Raw genomic sequence first — 23,299 nt, 5'->3', positions numbered from 1 at the left:
TTTTACAGGGCATTAGGTTGTGGTGACCTGCTCGTGTCGTGGTCATGTCGGCTGTTTGTCGTGGTGTTTTATTTAAGAAGCTTCCAGATTGCTCCTAGTTGAAGAACAGGATTTTTCCGTGATTGTCAGAAAATTACGCATTGAAAAAGGGCTCTCTCAGGAACAGCTCGCACACATGGCAGGTATCAGCACTCGGACGCTGCAGCGCATTGAACGTGGCGCGAATGCAAGCCCCGAAACCCTGAAATGCATTGCTTTTGCTCTGGACACGGATTTTGGTGATCTCAGGAAGGAACAGGACATGCCCTCAGCATCCAATGGAATTTTACCCGAGCTTTCCGGCAAGGAGCAGGAAGCCATGGAGTATGTGCGGGATATACGAAGCTTTTACATGAACCTCATCCAGTACGCCGTTGTGATCACAGCTTTGGCGGTACTAAATCTGCTCACTTCTCCGGGTTATCTCTGGTTTCTGTGGGTGGCTTTTGGGTTTGGCATCGGCCTCGTTGCTCATGGTTTGAGTGTGTTTGAGGTTATCAATCCATTTGGAGGTGATTGGGAGAAGCACCAGATCAAGAAACGGTTGAGGCAGCGGCAGTAGCCGCTGTTATTCCAACATAGGCTCCCAGTTCTGCTCTTTCGCCAGAATACCGAGCAGGCACAGTTCAATTGCACTGGCCAGCGTATCCTCAAAGTTTGTCTTCAAATGAGCCAGTTCAGGATGTTCTAGCGCTGCCAGTGCATGTTTGCGTTCTGCCTTCATCGGCCAAAGCCCTGCAACAATTGTGAAAACGTACTGAACCGCAGCAAGAGCCCCTGCCTCACTGATGTGCGGTAGGGCAGCGCCCAGTATCTTTGCCATCTGGTGGTGGCGCTGCAGGAACTGTAGTTTGGCTTCGACAATGCGCTGCGTTGAGAGGTTGTGCTCCAGAATTGGGGAAAGCTGACTGACCAACAAGCACAGGCGCGGATGCGCGAAGCAAACCTTGGCCCAGAGCTTAGCAATGCTTGTCAGGTCTTGCTTGCTTTTCGGCTCACTCAGAGACTTCTTGAAGTCAGCGATCATAAGATCTGCCTCCTCCTGAAGCAATGCGACCAGAATTTGCTCTCGGCTTTCATAATATCGATAGAGGCTGGATTTTGCGAGACCAACCTCTCGTGCCACAGCGGAAAGGCTCGTGTTTTCAACACCTTCTCTATCCATCAGAATACGCGTTGACGTCAGGATCGTCTTCTCTCGTTCAGCAAAATGTTCTGCTGTACGTGCACGCTGATAAGCTTTTGATTTTTCTTTCATATTCTTAATCACTCTTCCGCATGACACATAAACGACCGCTGGTCGTTTATTGACTCTCGCAAACTCTCCAAATAAACTACCGCTGTTCTGTTATTTTGACAATCTCAGGAGAGATACTTTGCAACAACAGCCAAATAATAAAAACAGTCAAGACCTCGCAGGCAAAACGGCTGTGGTTACGGGCGGCAACATCGGCCTTGGCTTTCAATCCACATTGGAACTGGCAAGGCGCGGTGCGCATGTAGTGATTGCTTGTAGGTCCATCGAAAAGGGTGAGACTGCGATCGCACGTGTCCGCCAGAAGGTCAGCTCAGCTTCTCTGGAGGTGCTCCCTCTTGATCTGACAGACCGGAAGAGCATTCACCGGTTTGCAAAGGCTTTCACTACAAAGCATCAGCAGTTGGATATTCTGCTGAACAACGCAGGTGTCGTAAACCTAGAGCAACGAATGCACACCAAAGAAGGTTGGGAAATGCATATGGCAACCAACCATCTGGGTCACTTTTTACTGACCGGATTATTGTTTGAAACACTTGTTGCGACGCCTAATGCTCGTGTCGCAACCGTTTCCAGCGGCGGTTACAGAGCAGCAAAACTGGATCTTGAAGATTTGCATTCAGAAAAGCGACCTTATTCTCGCTTGGGGTTCTACGGTAATAGTAAGCTCGCAAATCTACTCTTCATGTTTGCATTGCAACGGCGTTTTGAAGCGGCAGGCTCTTCAGCCAAATCAGTATCTGCGCACCCTGGCCTGACAGCAACGGAACGTCAGCAGTCCATCGGGATGGGAGGGTGGCTGTCTCGGTTTATGGCACGGCCGGTTGAGTTTGGATGTCGCCCACAATTAGCCGCGGCAACGGCTCCAGATATTGCGGAATGCGCCTTTCTGGGACCACGCTTCGGGTTATGGGGCAACCCGAGTCCTGTGAAGCTTTCTGGCCCAGCGGTGGATGCAGAGCTTCAGGAAAAACTCTGGGCACTCTCTGAGAAGCTCACTGAGTTTCAGTATGTGAAGGCAGGCAACACTGCCTGATTGACAAGGCGCCTCAAAAAGAGGTGCCCTGACATCACTCTGCTTCATTGGAGTACAAAGCGCTGATTAACACACATGAGATGAAGAGGTTGGATAATTAAAACTTGTAGCCAAGTGCTTCGATATCTGGTTTGTAAGCCTGTTCTATAATTCCAGCCAATTTGGGAGAAAACCAATCATGATAAGGCTGAGGTTTAGAGACAAACCCATTTAAACAGTGTGCCACTTCTCTGGGTAATGCCTTGATATCTTCCAAGAAACTCTCAAATCGCAGAACATGGGTCTTTACGCACTGATCAGACTTTACCCAATCTAACTGCTGGCGCGGCAAAGTCCCCTTTTCTTTCAGTCTTTGATACCTAATCCTTTCTTTCACATTGTAGTCAAATGAACAAAGGTAGCGCTGGCGCAGTATATTCAGATCCCCCAATAATGACGTATCGCGTTTCACCTCTTTACCCAACAGTCGATCCTTTACCCTACGACGCACTGCCGTCCGCACGAACTTATGCATTGAAACAGCCTGATCCCATGGATTGCGGACAACGCAAAATGCTTCATAGTCCTGTATCTCTCTTTCAAGAAAATTTTTATGGACCTGGAGTTTTCTGAGAGAGATATGCGTCGAACACCCAAAGTGCTCTACGCCTCCGAGCAAACCTTGGTTTTCTTTAAAGCGTTCTGTAATATAGCGACCTCCTGTTTTGGGTATATGTATAAAGAGGAGCTTGTGTTTATTCAGAAATATACAGGGCATCCACACCTACCAACCAATCTATTTAGGTGCAGAATAAATAAATTGACCTCGTGGCACAGCCTTCAAATTTCCCTTAAACTTTCAAAGGGACAATTAGTGCTGATTGTACGTACCTCTAGTGATTTGAGCTAAGTGCCACGACCTTACGAGGTGCCCTGTTCGCATTCAGCTTTGACCACATCACTTTGCTCATCCACCAACAATACTGACTTGTGCTTCTCGAAATCGGTGGTGGAGACAAGTTGGGCTAGGGCCCAGACTGCGGTGGCGCGGACGGTTTCGTCTTCGTCTCGCAGGTGGTTCAGTACATGGGGGATGAGCTTCTCTTCTGCGCTGTTGCCTGCTGCGATGAGGCAGTTGCGGATGAAGCGGTTGCGGCCAATCCGTTTTACCGGAGAACCGGAAAAGAACTTGCGGAAGGTTGGATCGTCCATTTGCAGCAGTTCTGCAAGGGCAGGTTCCATCAGGTCTTCGCGGGCTTGCAATTTGGCTTCGCTGGCAGACTGAGCAAACTTATTCCACGGGCAAACAGAGAGGCAGTCATCACAGCCATAGATGCGGTTGCCTATTGGCTTGCGGAATTCCAGTGGGATCGGACCATGGTGCTCGATGGTCAGATAAGAGATGCACCGGTTGGCATCCACTTGATACGGCGCTGGAAAGGCCTCAGTCGGGCAAACTGTGAGGCAGCGTTTGCAGTTGCCACAATGGTCGACTTCAGGCTCATCCAGCGGCAGATCCAAGGTTGAGAAGATCGCCCCAAGGAAGAACCAGGATCCAAGCTCTCTGGACACCAGATTGGAGTGTTTGCCTTGCCAGCCGAGCCCAGCGGAATGAGCCAGAGGTTTTTCCATTACCGGAGCTGTGTCCACAAACACCTTTACATCCCCACCTCCTTTGGAAACCAACAGGCTGGCCAGCTCTTTCATTTTGCCTTTGACAAGGTCGTGATAATCGCGGTTGCGGGCATAGACTGAAATGTGCGCTTTATCTGGCTTGTCGCGCATTTCCATCGGGTCGATGTCTGGCCCATAATTCATCGCCAGCATGACAACAGAGCGGGCTTCCGGCCACAACTCTAACGGACTTGAACGCCGGACTTCGGTTTCCGGCATCCATTCCATTGTGGCGTGATAACCCTGCTCAATGAAGTGATGCAGACGCTCTGGCGCAAGTGGGATTGCATCCGCTGTGGTGATGCGGATGTCATCGAACCCGACTGCACGTGCGCGTTTGATCAGGTCCGCCTTGACGCGTGCAGCTTGTTTCTCCGTCAACTGAGTGTCTGAATGAGGCTTTAGAAGTCCAGATCCGCGTAGGTCTTTGCCGCTGGCATGCCGAGCATTTTGTCCGCCAAAATTGGGCGGAAGCTCGGACGAGATTTCATCCGCGCGTACCAGCTCTTCACGTTTTCGTCCTCGGACCATGGAACTTCACCAAGATAGTCTGCACAGGAGAGAAGACTTGCTGCGGCCAGATCAGCGAATGTGAGCCGATCACCAGCCAGCCACTTACGTGTCGCAGCAAGGTATCCGATGTAGCGCAAGTGGTTCAGCATATTGACCCGTGCAATCCGAAGAATGCTTGAGTCTGGCTGTCCGCCACCCTGGCTATCCGGCATCTCCTGTTTGTAAATGCGTTCTTGCACGATGTAGCCAATAACCTCACCGAGGAATTTTTGCAAAAACCAAGAGACGAGACGACGCGTTTCTGCACGTGCTTCAGGGTGATCCGGCAACAGGCGGCTGTTAGGAATCGCATAGCCGCGAGTTTCGTCCAAGTATTCCATGATAACCATGGGCCCGCACACAGCAGGGCCATCATTTTCCTTCAGAACGGGAAGCGTTCCTGCTGGGTTCATCATGAGGAAGTCGTGACGACGTGCCCAAGGGTACTCCGTCTGACATTCAAACGGAATTCCATATTCTCCGAGCGCTAAGCGTGCGAAGCGCGATTCAGGAGAGAAAGGATGATGATAGAGCTTGAGCATTGTTCTGATTTATGAGCAAACCTGTAACCAAAAGGTTGCTATAGAAACGTAATTTGTCTCAAAAGAGTCTTGAGACGGTAAACCATACGAAAACACGGGGACAACCTCACCAATGACATCTGGGGAAAATTCGTGGAGACCATCGTTTAATGACAACTGAAAGTATCGTCGGCGCATTGCTGCTCGGCATCATTGAAGGCCTGACTGAATTCATCCCAGTTTCCTCCACAGGGCATCTGCTGCTGATCGGGCATTTTATCGGGTTTAAAAGTGAAGGTCGCGCCTTTGAGGTGATGATCCAGCTTGGAGCTATTGCAGCTATCCTGACCGTCTATTTCACACGGCTCACAAGAATTGCAGTTGCACTGCCAACAAGTGCAAAAGCTCGGCATTTCACACTAGGCGTTCTGCTTGCTTTTCTGCCTGCTGCAGCGATTGGCGCGCTGGCCTACGATTTCATCAAAGCGGTTTTGTTTGAAACTCCCGCTCTGGTCTGCGTAACGCTGATTTTCGGTGGCATCATCATGCTGCTGGTTGATAAAATGCCTTTGCAAGCACGCTATACCAACGTGGAAGACTACCCACTTTCGCTTTACATCAAGATTGGCTTTGCACAGTGCATGGCTATGATCCCCGGCGTATCTCGTAGTGGCACTACTATTGTCGCTTCCTTGCTGATGGGCACGGACAAGCGGTCTGCAGCGGAGTTTTCATTCTTCCTCGCAATGCCAACCATGGTTGGTGCGTTTGTTTTTGACTTTCTGAAGAACAAGGATGCCTTGGGGCAGGATGACTGGACCCTGATTATCATCGGGCTCGTCTCTTCCTTCATTGCCGGTTTCTTCGTTGTGCGCAGCTTGTTGGATTATGTTTCCAGGCACGGCTTCGCGTTGTTCGGCTGGTGGCGCATCATTGTAGGCGGGCTTGGACTGTTGGGTCTCATCCTCACTCAGAGCTAACCGCAGCTACAAATCATCTTCAAAGCGTCGCAAACATGCGGCGCTTTTTTATTTCAGGTCAGAAGCCGGGGTATGTTTGAAGCTGTACCCATTGTTCAACCATTCCTGAAACCTGTTCTGGGTGTCGGGATCGCTGAGCTCGTAATGAGTAACCAGTCCAGATTTTGGAATGTCCTGATCTTTACGCAGCAGGGCCATGTCCAGTGTTTGACAGTTGGTGTGATAAAGCTCGACGGATCCTTTGTCTGTCTTTTGAAGATAGGCGGTATGAGAGATGTGGCCCGTTTTATCATCAACAAAATTGAGAACGCCGGACTCTTCAACTTTGGTGTGGTCGAACTCTTTTTCGACTGTTGCGGGAGATACGCCCATCAACTCAGGATATCCTTCCGGGTAGCCATTTACCTTGTTCTCCCCCATCAGGCTCGATCGCAAAAACTCTGGCAGGTTGCCCTCTATGACACCAACTTTCATTGCCGCGTTGTAGCAAACCTGCGGGCGCCAGCTTTCTTTCTTTTTGTCATAGTCAGCAGTGATGCTACCCTGAAGCTTTTCATCACCCATACGTTTGCTTTCAGGCTTGCTTGCTTCCGCTGAATCCAGCCAGTCCATCTCTTTACGGAGCTTTTGAAGGGCTTTGTTGCCTGACTTCAACGCCTTGTTGACATCATCAATGTTGCGGGCCTGAACGCATGCTTCTGCGTGGGAGAGCTCCTTGTTTACATCCTCACAAGCTGATGTGAACTTGCTAAGCTTTTTGGCATTGGCCTTACTGAAATAAGCACGCTTCACAAACTCGGCATTACGGTTTGCATGCTCGTTGTATTCTTCTCGTAGACCGCCAACTTCATCTGATAGTTCAGAAAGCGTTCTTTCTGCATCATGAATAAGTTCTGAGTGTTCCGAAACGCACGTTTGCAAGAAAGAGATGGAAGAGATAACAGCTTTCTCATTCTTGTCATGGATCGCAGCCAGAGCCGCTTTGAGAGTTGATTGAGTTGCTTTATCACATTTTTTGAAAGGTGAGCTCAATGCCTTGTAATTTCTCAGAATATCACTTTTGGCGTTCAGTTCAGAAATAGAATGCTCTAGCTGAGAAAAGTCTGCAGGCAAGGCGGCTTCAGCTGATGCTTCGCCTGCCTCTGCGCCTTCTGCACCACCTGCATCGATACGCAGGAGTTTAAACATATCCTCTGTCCATTGATGCTCTTCTGGGGTCAAGTCGGTCAGCGGCATGGTTTCATTCCAGTTTTGAAGGCTCTACTGCTAAGGAAACTACGTATTATCGAACAATATGCGCTAGTCTGATGAAGGTGGGACGGCTTTTAGAGCTGGTGGTGAACATATGCTTATGCAGCATCCGTGAGCTTAGATTAAAATTGAATAAGCCACTCCATTGAGGTTTCTACTGAGCACTTCACAGTCGTTTCAGGCATTAAAAAACCCCGCTGGAAGCGGGGCTTTGTGTCTTGGCATATACTTGATTACTATGACTTCGAGGGCCTTTTCGCGTCGTACTGTCCATGCGGGCGGAACTTATCAAGATACGTCGGCAGAATTGCTTCCATGGAATGCGGCTCGATGCCGAGTCCCTCAAACGTGCGCTTTTCCGACTGCGCTTCCTTGCTCACCACATTATCACTCTTCAGCAGATTAACCTGATCGACTGTCAACATTGGCTTTGGCAGCATCTGCATGAACTTTGCCTGAATACGGGCGATCAGGAACGGCAAAGTAACCAGCATGCGTTTGCGGTGGATCACTTGCATCATTAACTGCAAACATTCTTTGAAGGTCGCAACCTGAGGTCCGCCCAGCTCGTAAATCTTGCCAGCTTCAGCCTTGCTTTCGATGGCATTTGCAATAGCGAGCGCAACATCACCCACGTAAACAGGCTGGAACTTAGTGTGACCGCCGCCGATCAGAGGCAACATTGGAAAGAGCTGCGCCATGCTGCCGAAGCGGTTGAAGAAGTCATCTTCTGGACCGAAAACGATGGAAGGACGAAAGATGACTGCATCTGGCATTGCATCCAAAACGGCTTTTTCACCAGCTGCTTTTGTTCTTGCATAAACAGCCGGGCTGTTTTCGTCTGCACCAATTGCAGAAATATGTATCAGTTTCTCAATGCCCTGCTCTTTACAGACCTCAGCTACAGTTGCCGGGCCTTTTGCCTGGACACTGTCAAACTTCTGAGCGCCACTCTCATAGAGTATACCCACAAGGTTGATGACTGCGCAGGCACCTTCTACAGCGCGCTCGACAGATTTTTTGTTTCGCACACTCGCAGCAACAGGCATGATCTGCCCCACAGCCCCCAGCGGCTGCAAATGCTCTGCCAGATCAGGATGACGCACAGCGGCGCGGACGCTGTATCCGCGCTCTGCTAATATCCTGATGACGTGACGACCAATAAATCCTGACCCGCCAAAAACGGTTATAAGTTTCCCGTTAAGCGCTTGCGCCATTTTCATCCACCTTTGCCAAAATTTTGCAGGTACGCGTATTAGCGCGCATAACCCTCAAAAAAGCTATAATTCATGGGATGTTAATACGCTCAAGGATTTGGGATGTGAAGGCACTCTGTGGAGAAATTAAAACTCTTTGCAAATGTGCGATTGACAATCTTAGCCCGGATCACTAGAACCCAGCCTCACAGAGCGGCGCTGCCAAGCAGCAACCCTCTGAAAGAAAAAGATGATATGCCCAGATGGCGGAATTGGTAGACGCGCTAGCTTCAGGTGCTAGTGCCCGAAAGGGCGTGGAGGTTCGAGTCCTCTTCTGGGCACCATCTTTTCTTCACAAAGCTCTCCCTAAAAATTACAGAGTAACTTGACCGTTTGGTGTAGAAGAGACAAAACACGTCTCATGTACCAAATCGCGCTTATTCTTCGAGAGCAACAATGACAATCAGATATCACAAGAACGATCTTCCAGACCTTTCCAACTATGCTTCAGCTGAGGCCGTTGCAGTAGACTCTGAAACTCTAGGTCTGAATCCGCACCGGGATCGGTTGTGCGTTGTGCAGCTTTCCTCCGGCGACGGCTCTGCTGACGTGGTGCAGATTGAACGCGGCCAGTTGGTTGCTCCTAATTTGCAAGCGCTGTTTGAAGACGAAAGCAAGCCAAAGATTTTTCACTTTGCCCGCTTTGATGTTGCCATATTGAAAGAGTATCTGGACATTTCCGTTTCTCCGGTCTGGTGCACAAAAATCGCTTCCAAGCTCGTGCGCACTTACACAGATCGCCACGGACTGAAAGATCTTTGCCGCGAGTTGATAGGTGTTGACCTTTCCAAGCAGCAGCAGAGCTCTGATTGGGCTGCTGAAAAGCTGACCGATGCACAGTTGGCCTATGCTGCATCAGATGTTTTGCACCTTCATAAGCTTAAAGAACGCCTTGAATTTATGCTGGAACGTGAAGAGCGCACTGAGATTGCACAGAAGTGCTTTGAATTTCTGCCAACACGCGCGCAGCTTGACCTTGCAGGATGGCCTGAGAACGATATTTTCGCACATTCTTAAGCGAAACTCGAGTTTTCTACCAGTATTTGCGGTTTAATGGGCTTCAGCATTTGTAATTTGTTGAAGCCCCCCCATTTAGGCAGCTAGTGTGTACTTACCGCTTCCTTTCGGGTTCTTACCTGAAAATTTGCGTATCAACGGAAGCGGTTTGTGCCTGTAAGATACTGGTTACTCCTTGAGAGTGAGACCGGAAAATGGCAACCGGACAGCGGTCCCCATCTGTATCGCGTCCAGAATGTTCCAGGACTATGAATGACAACAATGGAAAACATGCCCAAAGAGTTTGCGAGTGAAGCGCAAACACGGCTTGAAAAAGCGCGCAAATCAGCGCGTCGACATTCCATTCTCGTTCGCATTCTCCGATTTGCTCTTCCTGCTGGCGGATTACTGATCGCCGCTGGTGTGATTGGCATGATCGTTTTCCAGAACATTCTTGCTGGCTTGAGCATCGGAGACATCAGTCTGACAACCGAAGGACTGGTCATGTCCAACCCACATCTGTCGGGAAATGATGGTGATCGTTCATACAACGTTCAGGCGGATCGGGCTATTCAGCGTATCACAAACCCGCAAGTGATTGATTTAGAGAATATTGTGGCCGAAATCACAATAGCTCCCGGGGAAACTGTTAGTATCACCTCTCGAAATGGGACGTTTGATACAGAGATGGAAACCCTGAATCTCACTAATGGGACTACGGTTGCGTACAGCAAAGGTTATTCCGCAGAATTTGAGTATCTCGATATCGATATGAAGACAGGTACAATCCAGACCAACGATACAGTTGATGTCATGTCAGATGGTGGCTATATCGATGCTGGATCTATGGAATTTGATCAGAAAAACAATGTTTTGAATTTTCGCCGGGGCGTCAAAATGAAGCTTCTGCCCTGGGCACTGGAGAACGGTCAATGATTAACCGGATGAGAATATTCTCTCTATCTTGTCTTATGGCATTCGGGCTGGCTGGAATGGCCCACGCACAAACGTTCTCCGATTCATTTGCCGGATTTGGTTCTAACAATAAAGAACCTATTGAGATTGAAGCGACTAACCTTCAGGTTCGTGACAAAGACAAAAGCGCTATCTTCAGTGGCAACGTTGTTGTTACCCAAGGTGAAACCAAGCTGGAAACCCAGCGGTTGATCGTGTTTTATGCAGGCTCCATGGCCAATGGCACAGCGGATGGCCAAGCCGTCCAACAGTCCATTTCCCGTCTTGAAGCAAAAGGTAAGGTTCTGATTTCCTCTAAGGATCAGGTCGCAACCGGTGACGATGCCAGTTTTGATATGGACAAACAGGTTGTTGTGATGACCGGCAAGCGCGTTGTTCTCAGCCAGGGACCGAACGTGATTGTTGGCAAGCGCCTTGTGATCAACCTGGAGACAGGCAAAGCAAATCTGGATTCCAGCGAAACTGGCGGTAACACTGGTCGTGTGCGGATGCTTTTGCAGCCGAACAGCCTTGAAAATAAGAACTAAAGCAAAATAGGCCACGCTCTTGAGTGCACACCCAATTGATCCTCAGATCCCAACGCACCAGCCAGAAGGCATCAAGTACGCTGACCCATCAGAGGCGGTGCTGGAAGTTGATGGCATCGGCAAGAGTTACGGACGTCGTCAGGTTGTCAAACATGTCAGCTTGAATGTACGCCGTGGCGAAGCTGTGGGGCTGCTGGGTCCAAACGGAGCTGGTAAAACAACCTGCTTTTACATGATCACCGGTCTTATTCGTCCGGACCATGGTTCAATTCGTCTCGACAACTTCGATATGACACAGCTGCCAATGTATCGCCGCGCGCGTTTGGGTGTTGGCTATCTGCCGCAGGAAGCCTCGATTTTCCGTGGGCTTTCTGTTGAAGACAACATTCGTGCTGTGCTGGAAGTGGTGGAGCCGAACAAGAAGCGCCGTGAAGAAGATCTCGACTCGCTCCTGACCGAGTTTGGTGTCACGCACCTGCGTAAATCGCCAAGTATCGCACTCAGTGGTGGTGAGCGCCGCCGTGTGGAGATTGCTCGGGCTTTGGCAACTCGCCCGTCCTTTATGCTGCTTGATGAGCCGTTTGCGGGTATTGACCCGATCGCGGTGGGCGACATTCAGCAGCTCGTACGTCATTTGACCCAGCGTGGAATCGGCGTGCTGATTACAGACCACAACGTTCGCGAAACGCTTGGACTGATTGACCGCGCTTATATTATCGCGGCAGGTGAAGTTCTAACCGAAGGCAAGCCACATCAGATCGTTGCCGATCCAGATGTAAGGCGTTTGTATCTCGGGGAACAGTTCACTCTTTGATTTCCAACCTATGCCGAATTGCGTAGAAGAGTGTTGCAGGCTAGCTTGCAGCACTTGGAGGACGAAACAACTCTATGGCAATCGGTCCAAAATTAGAATTCAGGCAAAGCCAACAGCTTGTCATGACGCCGCAATTGATGCAGGCGATCAAGCTGTTGCAGCTGTCGAATGTGGACCTGATTGCCCATGTTAATAGTGAGTTGGAAAGCAATCCTTTTCTAGAGCGAGACGATAGCCCTGATGGTGCTGGACCAGCTGTAGAAACTTCTCACTCTGAAAATACTCCAGAAGCTGACAGTAGTCCTGCAGAGATGCAGGAAGGGGATTGGCTCAATAACGAGTTGGAGACAACTCCGGAAGCAATTTCGAGCAATCTGGATTCTGAACTCTCCAATGTTTTTCCTGATGATAATGGCGAGCACCAATCGGTTGATCCAGTTCAGCAGAAGGCGGATAACTGGCAGGCACCAAGCCACAGCACCTCATCAGGAGCCTCAGACTACAACCTTGAAGCGTTTGTCGCCGCAGAAATCTCCTTGAGTGAACACCTTCAAGAACAACTCGGTTTTGTGCTTACAAATCCTGCCGATGTTCTGGTCGCTCATCAACTCATCGATTGTATTGATGAAAATGGCTATCTGCGCATTGATGGCGCCGAGATGTCTGAACGCCTCGGAGTTTCAGGGCAAGACCTGGAGCGGGTTATTCTTACTTTGCAGGGGCTTGATCCGGTTGGTGTGTTTGCACGTGATTTGTCTGAGTGCCTAAAACTGCAACTCAAAGAGAAAGACCGCTACGACCCTGCCATGCAGGCGCTGGTCGAGAATATTGAGTTGCTGGCCTTACATGACCTCGTAAAGCTCAAACGTATTTGCAAAGTGGATGATGAAGACCTCAAGGACATGATCCTTGAGATCAAGGAGCTTAATCCGAAGCCTGGCGCTGCTTTCAATACGGAAATTACGCAACCGATTGTGCCAGATGCGTTTGTTCGGCCTGCTTCAGATGGTGGCTGGACCGTTGAGCTCAACACAGAGAGCCTGCCAAAGGTTTTGGTTAGCCAGAGCTACTATTCAGAGATTTCTCAGGGCTCTAAGAACGATAAGGAACTGGCTTACTTCACCGATAGTCTGCAGACCGCAAACTGGCTGGTCAAAAGCCTTGATCAGCGGGCGCGGACAATCCTGAAGGTGTCCTCTGAAATTGTTCGTCAACAAGACGGTTTTCTCACTTATGGTGTCCAGCATCTTCGACCAATGAACCTGCGCGTTGTGGCAGACGCCATTGGCATGCATGAATCCACCGTCAGTCGTGTGACATCCAATAAATATATCGCCACACCACGCGGTATTTTCGAGCTGAAATACTTTTTTTCTGCTGCAATCGCCTCTTCTGAGGGCGGTGAATCGCACTCAGCGGAATCAGTACGCTATCGGGTAAAGCAACTTATTGACGCTGAAGATCCGAAGAAGATTCTTTCAGATGACGCTCTTGTGAAAATTTTGAAAGACGACGGTGTGGATATAGCGCGACGAACTGTAGCTAAGTATCGGGAAGCATTAAAGATTCCGAGCTCAGTTCAGCGTCGGAGAGAAAAGAAAAGCCTGACCTAACCCACTGATATTTCTCATGGTTTCAATGAGACATAATAGGGTCTCGATCGGTTAATAACCTCTATAGGATGTTTTTCTGTTCTCATAGATTTTTCTAAGAACTCGAAAACAGTAGCACTTTAAACTTAGCTGGTCCAAACTACATGTGTTGAAGGGTTCTTTGCTCTTTGGCTGAAGAACCTGTCAGCGAATAAGTCGACACAACATAAGAGGTTCCCATGACAATTAGAATTTCGGGGAGGAACGTGGACATTGGTGACGCAACCAGGACACACGTTGAAGACCGGATTTCCGATGCACTGGATAAATATTTCCCAGGAGCATACACGGGTCATGTGACAATCGCTCGCGAAGGCTCAGGCTTCCGATCCGACTGCACAGTCCACCTCAGCACGGGAGTCGTGCTTCAGGTTTCAGGCGACAGTCAGGATCCGCGACAAAGTTTCGACAAAGCAGCCGAACGCATTGAGAAAAGGCTAAGGCGCTACAACAGAAAGTTAAACGACCACCACACAAATGGCCTCCCTGCAGAGTGGGAAACGTACGGTGCAACATCGTATGTTCTTGCTGATCCTGAGCAGGAAGAAGAGGTACCCGCCGACTACAACCCACTTGTGGTTGCAGAAACCGAAGCGAAAGTGAAAACACTGACTGTCGGAATGGCAGTTATGGAGCTAGATTTAAGTGAAGCTCCCGTTGTAGTGTTCCGCAACGCTGGTAATGGTGAGGTAAATGTCGTATTCCGTCGTCACGATGGAAACGTTGGCTGGATTGATCCAAATCTTGCTAACGGGGCTGCTCCTAACTGATAATCATGGTCATCGCGACCCTGTACAAAGCCGGTTTTTACCGGCTTTGTATTTTGCATGGACACGGATCAAGGAATGGATCTGAACGAACTTCTTCGTCCTGAGGCTGTCATTGCCAACCTCAAGGCAAACAGCAAGAAACAAGCCCTGCAGGAACTTGCAGAACGGGCCTCTGAGATTTGCGGAGAAACTGAGCGCGATATCTTTGATACGCTGCTGCAACGCGAACGTCTCGGCTCTACAGGTGTCGGAAACGGCATTGCAATTCCGCATGGAAAAATCGTGGACCTTGACGGGTTGCACGGCCTGTTTGCGCGTCTGGACAAACCGATTGAGTTCGACAGCTTGGATGACCAGCCTGTTGATCTGATCTTTGTTTTACTCGCGCCAGAAGGCGCTGGGGCGGACCACTTGAAAGCTCTGGCACGCGTTGCCCGGCTTCTGAGGGATTCTGATGTTGCTAGCAAGCTGCGCGCAACAACAGACGCTGCTGCAATCTATTCTATTCTGACCCACCCACAGGCTTCGCCTAACGCAGCCTGAGGCACGTCAGCTCAAAAATAAAAAAGCCTGGATCGGACGCATTCCGATCCAGGCTTTTTCTTTGCCTAATTCACTGGGTTCGAAGAGCATTTCTATGCCTTGAAATGCTAATCTTCTCTTTCACTCGCTCTTGGAGTTTCCAAGAATTGGTTTAATGGACGCTCAGAGCTTCCAGATCGTTCTCAATTGCGTTTGCAATTGCTGCGTTGCGTGTGTCAGTCAGAACCAGCGGAGTTCCGTCAGCCGCCAAAAGAGCCCATGCAGGGAGGTCTGCATCCTGCAGCTCCGCATCAGGGAACATCTTCTTCAGGTCATTTGGAGAAACGCGCCTAACATAGGCGACTTCACCAGCTCCGAGTTCTTCAAAATTTTCGTACGGGTCGTCGGCCAGCACAGAAGGGGCGCGTGTCATCGCCTTCTCCTTGAGAGTTGTTAGAGCAGGCCGCGTATGTTCACGCTTCAAACTCTAAGTCTTTATTGTCGCGCGCATCCTTTCCCGAAAACCGGGTTTCCGTTTTCCGGAGATACGCTTCAATATTCAGATCAGCGCGAAGAAAGGATTGCTCCTTAAATTCAGTCCCCCGCCGAGATTTCAATCCGGCGAACGATACGCTCTGGCTCAGGACGAGCAAGATCAATAGACAACAGACCATCTCGCAGGTCTGCCCCTAAAATCTCAATGCCTTCGGCCAACACAAATGCGCGTTGGAACTGTCGTGCAGCTATACCCCTGTGTAGGTATTGGCGAGTTTTGTCTTCTTGTTGGCGACCACGGATTACCAGTTGGCTTTCCTCAACAGAAACATCTAGTTGGTCGCGTGTGAAGCCAGCAACCGCAAGCGTGATGCGGATGACTTCACCTTTTTCTTCGGTGGCGGCGAGGCGTTCAATATTGTAGGGCGGGTAGCCATCATTGGCTGCCTTGCTCACCCTATCCAATACGCGCTCAATATCATCGAACCCCAACATAAATGGGCTCGAAAACGCAGATACTCGCGTCATAATCCAAGTCCTTCTTCAAGCGACCCAGCTCCAGACCCTCATTAGGCATCCGGTGTGAGGGCATCTCGCCCTCGGTCTTTCCTCTGGAATATGGCGGTTAGCGGCGAAGGTTTCAAGTTAACTTAATGATACTCAATTAATTCTCCCGGATCGCAGCGGTATTCTCAGGCCCTAAGACAAGCTTGGGTGGTAACCCCGCAGGAATTTCAACAGTGCAGCTTTGAGCCTTTAGTCTGTTGGGTCGTTCGGCTTCCTTCCTCTGCTGCCATGTCGGGAATGACGGGTTTACCTTCCCCTTAAGAAATCGTAGCGTTTGCCTTTGGAGAGGCTTGCTTCAAGGAGGAGTGAAAGGAATGGATATTGCTGAGATAGATAATTCACGAGCTGCTTTGATGGTGAAGGCCTACCCATTCGTACTGATTGCTATCAGCCTGCTCATTAATCTGTTCGTCTTCGGCATTAAACCACTTATCGTCGCCCTTCCCTCTCCAGAAGCAATCGACGCCTTGATCATTGCTGCGGTTCTATTTCTTGGCAATCACACCTGGCTGATGACTGTCACAGAGCTGACGCGCGCCAAGTATGACCTGGCAACAACGCCGGAAGAATGGGAGCAGAAAGGTGGACGTCCGTCTTCCATTGCTCAGGATGCACGTGATGCGTTGGAACGTCGTCACAATGCTCACCGCAACACCACCGAGAACATGGTCTACTTTGCGCTGTTAGGAACTGTTGTGGCTGTCGTTTCACCTGTGGCTCTTATGGTGCAGGTTTGGGTGGTTGGGTTTGCCGTTGCCCGGCTTGGTTACACTTACAGTTATCTGTCAGCCCGAACCGGCCTACGAGGCGTGTTTATGAGCCTGAGCTTGCTCAGTCTTTACGGGATGGCCAGCTACCTTGTTATGGCAATGTTTGCTTAATCCTCGTCGTACAAACAGAAAAGCCGGGGCAATGCCCCGACTTCTGCTTTTCACAGGTCACCGGGAGCGAAAACGGTAGCCTGTGATTTTTGATGTCTCACAGCCTCACCAGCTCGCGAGTGCATCAAATTTTTCAAGCTGATCCTGCTTAATCTGGCCTTCATCATCGCGGCCAAGGAAGATTTTCAGGTAGCTGTTGCCATCTGCATTCAGGAAATTGATGGACACAGCCAACTTGGAGAAAAATGGGCGCTTCAAGAAGATGATGGAATGGCACGCATCTGCCTTGATGTGGCCGGAGAAGCCGCCTTCTGTCTGCTTGAGGTTATAGAAGCCGCGTGCATAGCTACCTTCTGGGAACGGACCTTTCACTTCAAAGATCATGTCTCCGGTATTTGCAATGCTCGTAACATTGCCCCAAGCAGGGATGGCTTTGATCACTTCGTCAAAGCGTTCGCCTGAATGTTCACGCCACATTTCTTCTGGCAAGCAACGGATTGTGTCAGCCATTGAAAGATTATGGTCCTTAGCAATGCTCTCCAGAATTCCTGCTGGATTTTCTGCAAGCTTCTGTTTCAGCTCTGTGATTTGTGCGTTCATGCTGCCTCTTCTTGATAGGTTTTGGTTTCTGGCTGCAAGCTTGCGGAGTGCAGCTTAAATGCAGCCTTGAGATAAGTGAGAAGGGTTTGGTGCCAAAAGCGCCCTGCTGTGGTGAGGGAGATGATCTCCTCACCTGCGATTAAGCCGGTACGCTGCCAATTGCTCAAAAGTGGATCTATAGAGTTGCGAAAGCCGCCAGCGCCAGGTTCGGTACGCTCCAAACGCCCTAAGTCGAGGCGCATCTCTTCTATTCCAGCAGCCAGGAAATTGAGGGGAGAAGACAATGGGTCGGTCCTGTGCAAACGCGACAATGGCTTCTCCCCCTCCTCCAGGCACCGCATGTAGTCCACGATTCCTCCATGGATGCCGTAGGAATATCCGTTGATGTTGCCGCCCGCTCCCGAGCCGAATGCAAGGCAGTCCGCGCCGGACTTGATCAATGTGTTGTAAAGATTGCGCTCGCGGGTCTGTCGGCCCCAATGACTGGAAGAGATCTGTTTCCAACCTTGGCGGTGCATGTACTCTAAACCCTCACCGTACATGGCTCCCTGTTGCGGCAAGGGCGCTGCTGGGTCGCAGGCCCCCTTATCAATCGCTTTTGAGAGAGGACTGCCAGGAAAGACTGCGAGTGTGTATAGATCAACGCCGTCCAAACCCAAATCGACAACAGTTCGCAAGTCATCGCGCCAAACCTCTTCGGTTTGATAAGGCAGGCCTAGTATCAGGTCACAGACGATTGCTGCACGGTTGCGGTCTCTCAGGCCTTCAAAAAAGCGGATTGCTTCTGATCCGCTCGCCTTACGGCCCTGTCGCTTGCGGACTTTGGTGTTGAAGGACTGAACTCCGGTTGAAAAGCGGTTTGCACCCGCATCCAGACAGGCATCTATCTTGTCATCATCAAAGTGGAAGATGCGCCCCTCAACTGTAATCTCACAATCGGCTGAGAGAGGATAAAGCTCTCGGATACGACGGATCACTCTTGCGAGGTCTTTCGCATGTAGGGCTGTCGGAGTGCCTCCACCGAAATAAACGGCGTTGATTGGTGAACTTTGAGAAGCTTGGGAAGATGCCTCCAACTCAAGTTCCTTGATTAAGGCATCAGCATATGGGGCTGAGTGTTCTTCATGCCATTTGTTACGGTAGAACCCGCAGAACAGACAGTGATTGGCGCAAAACGGGACATGCAAATACATGACGGCCATGCCTAACCGTTTAGATTGCTGAATTTCCTGCCAAACAAGCTGGTGTTCTTCTTCCAACACAGCCTCACCAGCAGAGCCGGGCATATGCGCGCCTCGTCGCTGAAACGCGTAACGGAGAGGATCATCTGTTTCCTGAGCAAAGAACTGTTCCAGCGCTGCTTTCATCGGTCAACCTGCATTATGAAATTGGTTGGCTCGCAGTGCGCTGGCTAAATATGAGTATTTACATCAAGTTTTGTTTTTGAGAAGAGAAGTTCGCTCACGTGCGATAAAATGGCACAGGTTTTCGACTGCATCTATGTGTACCACACGAAAAAGGCCCAGCGGATGCCGGGCCTTTTGACAATTATATCTGAGCAGCGTTTAAGCTGTTTCGAGTGCGCCTTCCAGCTCGATACGTTTGCCGGATTTGGTGTCAAACGTATGCAGCTTTTCTGGCTTTGCTGTCACTTTCAGGATCTGGCCTGGTTCGAAGTGCAGCTTACCAGGAGCACGAACAACAACGTCAACACTGCCTTCACCGATGGTGCCGTGAACGTAGCTCTCAGCGCCCACAGGCTCAACAACATGCACAGTCAGTGCAGTATGCAGTCCGGTGTCGAACTTCTCACTCAGTTCTTCAATGACCAGATCTTCCGGACGAACGCCGAGGATCAGGTCAGACAGGTCTGTGTTCAGCTTCACGTCAACGTTTGCCCCATTGTCGAGTTTCCACTCATTGCCGCTCTTTGCCAGAGGCAGCAGGTTCATCGCAGGAGAGCCGATGAAGGTCGCAACGAATGTAGACGCTGGCTTTTCGTAAACATCAATCGGAGAGCCGATCTGCTCGACAACACCGCCGCTGAGAACGACCAGGCGATCTGCCAGTGTCATTGCTTCCAGCTGGTCGTGGGTCACGTACAGGCTAGTGGTGCCGAGTTCTTTCTGAAGCTTCTTGATCTCCATGCGCATCTGCACACGCAGCTTTGCATCAAGGTTGGACAGAGGCTCATCGAACAGGAACGCGGCAGGTTCGCGAACAATCGCGCGACCCATTGCAACACGCTGGCGCTGACCACCGGAAAGCTGACGTGGCCTACGATCAAGGAAATCTCCGATCTCCAGAATTTCAGCCGCTTTGCGAACGCGCTTTTCGATCTCATCCTTAGGGATGCTGCGGTTTTTCAGGCCATACGCGAGGTTACCGTAAACGGTCATGTGCGGATAGAGCGCATAGTTCTGGAACACCATTGCGATGTCACGATCAGCGGGCTCTACATTGTTGACCAGGCGGTCCCCGATGAACAGCTCACCATCTGTGATGGTTTCCAGACCTGCCACCATGCGCAGCAGAGTGGACTTACCGCAACCAGAAGGGCCGACGAGAACAATGAACTCACCATCCTTAATGTCGATGGAGATGCCTTTTACCGCTTCTACGTTGCCTGCGTAGATTTTGCGAAGGGTATTAAGTTGAATGCCTGCCATTTTTATTTCTCGCTTTCCACGAGCCCTTTAACAAACCAAGACTGGAAGATCACCACGATGAGAACAGGTGGAAGCATTGCAAGTACTGCAAGCGCCATTGCCTGGTTCGTATCCGGGATCTGCGCACCAATCCACACCTGCAGAATCTGCTTCATACCACGCACCAGCGTGAAGAGGCTTTCATCTGTGGTGATGAGTGTTGGCCAGAGGTATTGGTTCCAACCAAACACGAACATGATGATGAAGATTGCAGCAATCATGGTCTTGGAGAGTGGAACAAGAATGTCGATGAAGAACTTCAGCGGTCCTGCACCATCGATACGCGCAGCTTCAACCAGCTCATCCGGAACGGACTTAAAGAACTGGCGGAAGTAGAAAGTGCCTGTTGCAGACGCAATCAATGGGATGATCAGGCCTGAATAGGTGTTCGCCATACCGAGGCCCTGCACAATCTCGTAGGAAGGCAGAATGCGCACTTCCAGAGGTAGCAGCAGGGTGGAGAAGATGATCCAGAAGAAGAACGTTCCAAGCGGGAAACGGAAATACACGATTGCGTAAGCCGCCAGCATGGAAATGATGATCTTACCGAAGGCAAAGCCGAGGCCGAGAACCAAAGAGTTCCACAGCATGGTCAGACCAGTCACGGACTTGGTGAAACCGCCTGCTTCAGTCAACACCTGCTTATAAGTGTCAACGAAATGGCCGCCTGGAGAGAGTTGAAGGCCATCTTTGTAAATGGACACCGCATCATGACTGGAGGTCATGAGTGCGTAGACTACTGGCACCAGCATAAAGAGGGCGCCGAGAACGAGGATCACGTGATCCCAAAACTGTGAGCGTTTCATCTATCCCTCCTTAACTGTAGTGCACGCGACGTTCGATCATGCGGAACTGAACCACAGTGAGAGCGAACACGAGTATCATCAAGATCACAGACTGTGCTGAGGACCCACCAAGGTCGTTTCCGCGGAAGCCATCGAGGAACACCTTGTAAACGAGTGTTACAGGGTTGTTGCCTGGCTCACCCTTAAGCACCAGATCGATAATACCGAATGTATCAAAGAGCGCGTAAGTGATGTTGATGATCAGCAGGAAGAAGCTGGTTGGAGCCAGCAGTGGGAAAGTCACAGTCCAGAAGCGACGTGAAGAAGATCTACAATCAACCGCAGCTGCTTCCTGAACGGATTTTGGAACACTCTGGAGGCCAGAGAGGAAGAAAATGAAGTTGATCGGAATTTGCTTCCAAACCGCAATCACGGTCATAGCAAATGCAGTATCAAAATAGTTCACACCGATCTGCATGTTCCAGCCGAGGGCGTGGGCAAGATCGTTGAGTGGGCCAATGTGCTGGTCAAACAGCATCACGCCTACAAGGCCTGCGACGGGAGGGGCGATCGCATAAACCCACATGAGCAGAGTGCGGTATGTGGAGGCGCCTTTGATAACGTTATCTGCTTTGACTGCCAGCAAAAGAGCAATGCTGAGAGAAAAGAATGTCACCGCAGCTGAGAAGATCAGCGTGAACCATGCGGTTCTGCTGTATTCGCTCGCGGAAACAACGTCTTTAAAGTTATCTAGGCCAACAAAGGTGGAGCCGAAGCCAAACGGGTCTTCAAGATAGAAAGACGCCCTGATTGCTTCAGCGGCTGGCCACAGAAAGAAGACGCCAACAATGGCCAACTGCGGAAGCAGCAGCATGTATGGCATCAATGGATGTGAGAATTGAACTCGTTTCATGGACTGGCCTGGTCGCTGTTTTCGTTGTGGTGGCCGGTTGCTTAGCAAGCCTGACCGCTTGTTCAGAAAAGCTCACTGCGCTCTTTGACGCATGGGAACATTCTATTTCCAAAACAACCTGAGACCGGAGACACTTAAAAGCGTCTCCGGTCTTAGCGAAAGTCTCAATGCTAAGTCTTAGTTAGACGTCTTAGCAAAGCGAGCCAGAAGCTTATTAGCTTCGTCTTCGATGGTCTGGAATGCATCGTCTACGGATTTATCACCGGAGAAGATTTTACCGTATTCACGGTTCATCACGTCACGCACCTGAACGTAGAAGCCCATGCGGTAACCTTTGGTATTGTCACCACCCGGCAGTGTCAGCTGTTTGATGCCAACTTCCGCAGCTGGTACGCGGTCGTAGTAACCATCCTTAGTTGCCAGCTCATATGCAGCGTTGGTGATTGGCACATAACCAGTTTCCTGGTGCCAGTAGTACTGCATGTCTGCGGAAGTCAGGAAGGAGTAGAAGTTCGCTACACAGTCGTTTTCTGCTTTTGGCTTACCGGACATTGCGAAGAGTGCAGCGCCACCGATGAAGGTGTTGGTGCCTGTTTCGCTAACAGAAGCCCAATGAGGCAGGTAGGTTGCGGAGAATTTGAAGTCTGTGGATTTGGTCAGGCCACCGAAGGAACCTGAAGAACCGAGCCACATTGCAGCGGAACCGTCCTGGAATACCTTCTGGTTGTCACCCCAGCCAGTGCCGTAATAACCGAACAGCTCAGCGTCGAGCCAGCCCTTAACCTTTGTGAAGTGCATTTTGATCGCATCGTTGTTCACAAGGATCTTGGTGCCTTTAGCGCCGTCGTAACCGTTGTTGTTGGTTGCGAATGGCAGGTTGTGGCGGGACATGAAGTTTTCGGTGAAGATCCATGGCAGGTGTGACTGTGCCAAAGGAATATAACCAGCAGCTTTCAGCTTAGGAGCGATCGCTTCGAACTCTTCCCAAGTCTTAGGAGCTTCAACGCCTGCTTTCGCCAGTGCTTCTACGTTGTAGTAGAGGATTGGGGTAGAGGAGTTGAACGGCATACCGATCATTTTGCCAGCTGCGTCAGCGTAGAAGTAACGAACACCAGCAATGTAATCTTCGATGTTGAATTCAACACCAGCGTCTTTCAGAAGGTCTTCAGCTGGAACAACTGCGCCTTTTGCACCGATGATGGTAGCGGAACCTGCATCAAATACCTGAAGAATGTTTGGCTGTTCGCCAGCACGGAATGCCGCAATACCAGCAGTCAAGGTTTCTTCGTAGTTACCTTTATAGACTGGGGTCAGCTGACACGCGTCCTGAGACGCATTGTATTTGGTGGAGATTTCGTTGACAACTTCACCCAGACGGCCGCCCATTGCGTGCCACCAGTTGATTTCTGTCGCAGCGAAAGATGCTGTTGAAGACATTGCGAGTGCTGCAAAGGTTGCGACACCAGTTGCTTTACGAAGAGTCATTTTTGTTGCCCCCAGTGGGAAAGTTGAAAAAATCTAACATGCGAAGCGGAGTTAACACCTGATCCA

25 protein-coding genes and 1 tRNA gene are annotated in these 23,299 nt (G+C 50.2%); 12 read left to right on the top strand and 14 right to left on the bottom strand.

Going from position 1 to position 23,299, the window contains the following annotated elements; genetic code table 11:
* Positions 1-118: 118 nt before the first annotated feature.
* Positions 119-601 carry a helix-turn-helix domain-containing protein gene (locus PsAD26_RS03360; protein ID WP_063309383.1) on the top strand — a complete coding sequence of 161 codons (483 nt, stop codon included), beginning with the start codon at positions 119-121 and terminating at the stop codon, positions 599-601.
* 6 nt (positions 602-607) lie between these two features.
* Here the strand turns inward: PsAD26_RS03360 and PsAD26_RS03355 are convergent, their stop codons facing one another.
* Positions 608-1,297 (bottom strand): TetR family transcriptional regulator, encoded by a 690-nt coding sequence (locus PsAD26_RS03355; RefSeq protein WP_063309258.1) that lies wholly within the window; start codon positions 1,295-1,297, stop codon positions 608-610.
* A 118-nt stretch (positions 1,298-1,415) separates the two neighbouring features.
* On the opposite strand from PsAD26_RS03355, the gene PsAD26_RS03350 reads away from it, so the two are divergent.
* Positions 1,416-2,330, top strand: a complete 915-nt coding sequence (locus PsAD26_RS03350) for an oxidoreductase (protein WP_063309257.1) — start codon at positions 1,416-1,418, stop codon at positions 2,328-2,330.
* A 97-nt stretch (positions 2,331-2,427) separates the two neighbouring features.
* Here PsAD26_RS03350 and PsAD26_RS30125 read toward each other — a convergent pair whose 3' ends face one another.
* The 3 genes from PsAD26_RS30125 to PsAD26_RS03335 all read right to left on the bottom strand — a co-directional run bounded on the left by PsAD26_RS30125 (position 2,428) and on the right by PsAD26_RS03335 (position 5,077).
* A complete protein-coding gene (locus PsAD26_RS30125) occupies positions 2,428-2,793 on the bottom strand; it encodes a hypothetical protein (protein ID WP_244278140.1) in 366 nt (121 codons plus the stop codon).
* A gap of 437 nt (positions 2,794-3,230) precedes the next feature.
* Positions 3,231-4,364, bottom strand: a complete 1,134-nt coding sequence (gene queG, locus PsAD26_RS03340; protein WP_063309255.1) for a tRNA epoxyqueuosine(34) reductase QueG — start codon at positions 4,362-4,364, stop codon at positions 3,231-3,233.
* A 20-nt stretch (positions 4,365-4,384) separates the two neighbouring features.
* Positions 4,385-5,077 (bottom strand): glutathione S-transferase family protein, encoded by a 693-nt coding sequence (locus tag PsAD26_RS03335; RefSeq protein WP_063299459.1) that lies wholly within the window; start codon positions 5,075-5,077, stop codon positions 4,385-4,387.
* Positions 5,078-5,226: 149 nt separating this feature from the next.
* Between PsAD26_RS03335 and PsAD26_RS03330 the strand changes: the two genes are divergently transcribed.
* Positions 5,227-6,036 carry an undecaprenyl-diphosphate phosphatase gene (locus tag PsAD26_RS03330; RefSeq protein WP_063309254.1) on the top strand — a complete coding sequence of 270 codons (810 nt, stop codon included), beginning with the start codon at positions 5,227-5,229 and terminating at the stop codon, positions 6,034-6,036.
* Positions 6,037-6,084: 48 nt separating this feature from the next.
* Here PsAD26_RS03330 and PsAD26_RS03325 read toward each other — a convergent pair whose 3' ends face one another.
* Both PsAD26_RS03325 and PsAD26_RS03320 read right to left on the bottom strand, forming a co-directional pair.
* On the bottom strand, positions 6,085-7,272 hold the full coding sequence (locus tag PsAD26_RS03325) for a hypothetical protein (protein ID WP_063309253.1): 1,188 nt from the start codon (positions 7,270-7,272) through the stop codon (positions 6,085-6,087).
* A 251-nt stretch (positions 7,273-7,523) separates the two neighbouring features.
* Positions 7,524-8,510: a complex I NDUFA9 subunit family protein gene (locus PsAD26_RS03320; RefSeq protein WP_084403557.1), complete on the bottom strand. Its 987-nt coding sequence runs from the start codon at positions 8,508-8,510 to the stop codon at positions 7,524-7,526.
* Positions 8,511-8,740: 230 nt separating this feature from the next.
* Here PsAD26_RS03320 and PsAD26_RS03315 point away from each other — a divergent pair.
* From PsAD26_RS03315 to ptsN, 8 genes are all read left to right on the top strand, one after another.
* Positions 8,741-8,827, top strand: a tRNA-Leu gene (locus tag PsAD26_RS03315).
* A gap of 112 nt (positions 8,828-8,939) precedes the next feature.
* On the top strand, positions 8,940-9,560 hold the full coding sequence (locus PsAD26_RS03310) for a ribonuclease D (RefSeq protein ID WP_063309252.1): 621 nt from the start codon (positions 8,940-8,942) through the stop codon (positions 9,558-9,560).
* Positions 9,561-9,812: 252 nt separating this feature from the next.
* Positions 9,813-10,475 (top strand): LPS export ABC transporter periplasmic protein LptC, encoded by a 663-nt coding sequence (gene lptC, locus PsAD26_RS03305; protein ID WP_208985481.1) that lies wholly within the window; start codon positions 9,813-9,815, stop codon positions 10,473-10,475.
* A gap of 56 nt (positions 10,476-10,531) precedes the next feature.
* A complete protein-coding gene (gene lptA, locus PsAD26_RS03300) occupies positions 10,532-11,041 on the top strand; it encodes a lipopolysaccharide transport periplasmic protein LptA (protein WP_208860021.1) in 510 nt (169 codons plus the stop codon).
* A gap of 70 nt (positions 11,042-11,111) precedes the next feature.
* Complete coding sequence (lptB, locus tag PsAD26_RS03295) at positions 11,112-11,855, top strand: LPS export ABC transporter ATP-binding protein (RefSeq protein ID WP_244271713.1); 744 nt, start codon at positions 11,112-11,114, stop codon at positions 11,853-11,855.
* A 74-nt stretch (positions 11,856-11,929) separates the two neighbouring features.
* A complete protein-coding gene (rpoN, locus tag PsAD26_RS03290; protein WP_063309250.1) occupies positions 11,930-13,468 on the top strand; it encodes an RNA polymerase factor sigma-54 in 1,539 nt (512 codons plus the stop codon).
* A 218-nt stretch (positions 13,469-13,686) separates the two neighbouring features.
* Positions 13,687-14,277, top strand: coding sequence for a ribosome-associated translation inhibitor RaiA (gene raiA / locus PsAD26_RS03285; protein WP_084403556.1), 591 nt, complete (start codon positions 13,687-13,689; stop codon positions 14,275-14,277).
* Between the two features lie 75 nt (positions 14,278-14,352).
* Positions 14,353-14,820, top strand: a complete 468-nt coding sequence (gene ptsN, locus PsAD26_RS03280; protein WP_057462732.1) for a PTS IIA-like nitrogen regulatory protein PtsN — start codon at positions 14,353-14,355, stop codon at positions 14,818-14,820.
* A 151-nt stretch (positions 14,821-14,971) separates the two neighbouring features.
* On the opposite strand, the gene PsAD26_RS03275 is transcribed toward ptsN, so the two are convergent.
* Both PsAD26_RS03275 and PsAD26_RS03270 read right to left on the bottom strand, forming a co-directional pair.
* A complete protein-coding gene (locus PsAD26_RS03275; RefSeq protein WP_008548441.1) occupies positions 14,972-15,232 on the bottom strand; it encodes a DUF1150 domain-containing protein in 261 nt (86 codons plus the stop codon).
* 161 nt (positions 15,233-15,393) lie between these two features.
* Positions 15,394-15,822, bottom strand: a complete 429-nt coding sequence (locus PsAD26_RS03270; protein ID WP_063294901.1) for an Hsp20 family protein — start codon at positions 15,820-15,822, stop codon at positions 15,394-15,396.
* Positions 15,823-16,175: 353 nt separating this feature from the next.
* Here PsAD26_RS03270 and PsAD26_RS03265 point away from each other — a divergent pair, with 353 nt between their 5' ends.
* Complete coding sequence (locus PsAD26_RS03265) at positions 16,176-16,742, top strand: MAPEG family protein (protein ID WP_063309248.1); 567 nt, start codon at positions 16,176-16,178, stop codon at positions 16,740-16,742.
* A 105-nt stretch (positions 16,743-16,847) separates the two neighbouring features.
* On the opposite strand, the gene hutX is transcribed toward PsAD26_RS03265, so the two are convergent.
* From hutX to PsAD26_RS03235, 6 genes are all read right to left on the bottom strand, one after another.
* The gene (gene hutX, locus PsAD26_RS03260; RefSeq protein ID WP_063309247.1) at positions 16,848-17,342 is read right to left on the bottom strand and encodes a heme utilization cystosolic carrier protein HutX; all 495 of its coding nucleotides are present in this window, start codon (positions 17,340-17,342) and stop codon (positions 16,848-16,850) included.
* Positions 17,339-18,709: a heme anaerobic degradation radical SAM methyltransferase ChuW/HutW gene (gene hutW / locus PsAD26_RS03255; protein ID WP_063309246.1), complete on the bottom strand. Its 1,371-nt coding sequence runs from the start codon at positions 18,707-18,709 to the stop codon at positions 17,339-17,341. Before hutW ends, hutX begins: the two co-directional genes overlap by 4 nt.
* 198 nt (positions 18,710-18,907) lie before the next feature.
* Entirely contained in the window at positions 18,908-20,011 is a 1,104-nt protein-coding gene (locus PsAD26_RS03250; RefSeq protein ID WP_063294897.1) for a sn-glycerol-3-phosphate import ATP-binding protein UgpC, read from the bottom strand.
* 2 nt (positions 20,012-20,013) lie between these two features.
* On the bottom strand, positions 20,014-20,856 hold the full coding sequence (gene ugpE, locus PsAD26_RS03245) for a sn-glycerol-3-phosphate ABC transporter permease UgpE (protein ID WP_057462726.1): 843 nt from the start codon (positions 20,854-20,856) through the stop codon (positions 20,014-20,016).
* Positions 20,857-20,866: 10 nt separating this feature from the next.
* On the bottom strand, positions 20,867-21,748 hold the full coding sequence (locus PsAD26_RS03240; protein ID WP_057462725.1) for an ABC transporter permease subunit: 882 nt from the start codon (positions 21,746-21,748) through the stop codon (positions 20,867-20,869).
* Positions 21,749-21,925: 177 nt separating this feature from the next.
* On the bottom strand, positions 21,926-23,233 hold the full coding sequence (locus PsAD26_RS03235) for an extracellular solute-binding protein (RefSeq protein ID WP_063304304.1): 1,308 nt from the start codon (positions 23,231-23,233) through the stop codon (positions 21,926-21,928).
* Between the last annotated feature and the right edge of the window lie 66 nt (positions 23,234-23,299).

The sequence above is a fragment of the Pseudovibrio sp. Ad26 genome (assembly GCF_001623285.1).
Classification (GTDB): domain Bacteria; phylum Pseudomonadota; class Alphaproteobacteria; order Rhizobiales; family Stappiaceae; genus Pseudovibrio; species Pseudovibrio ascidiaceicola.
This window is presented reverse-complemented; position numbering and strand designations above follow the sequence as displayed.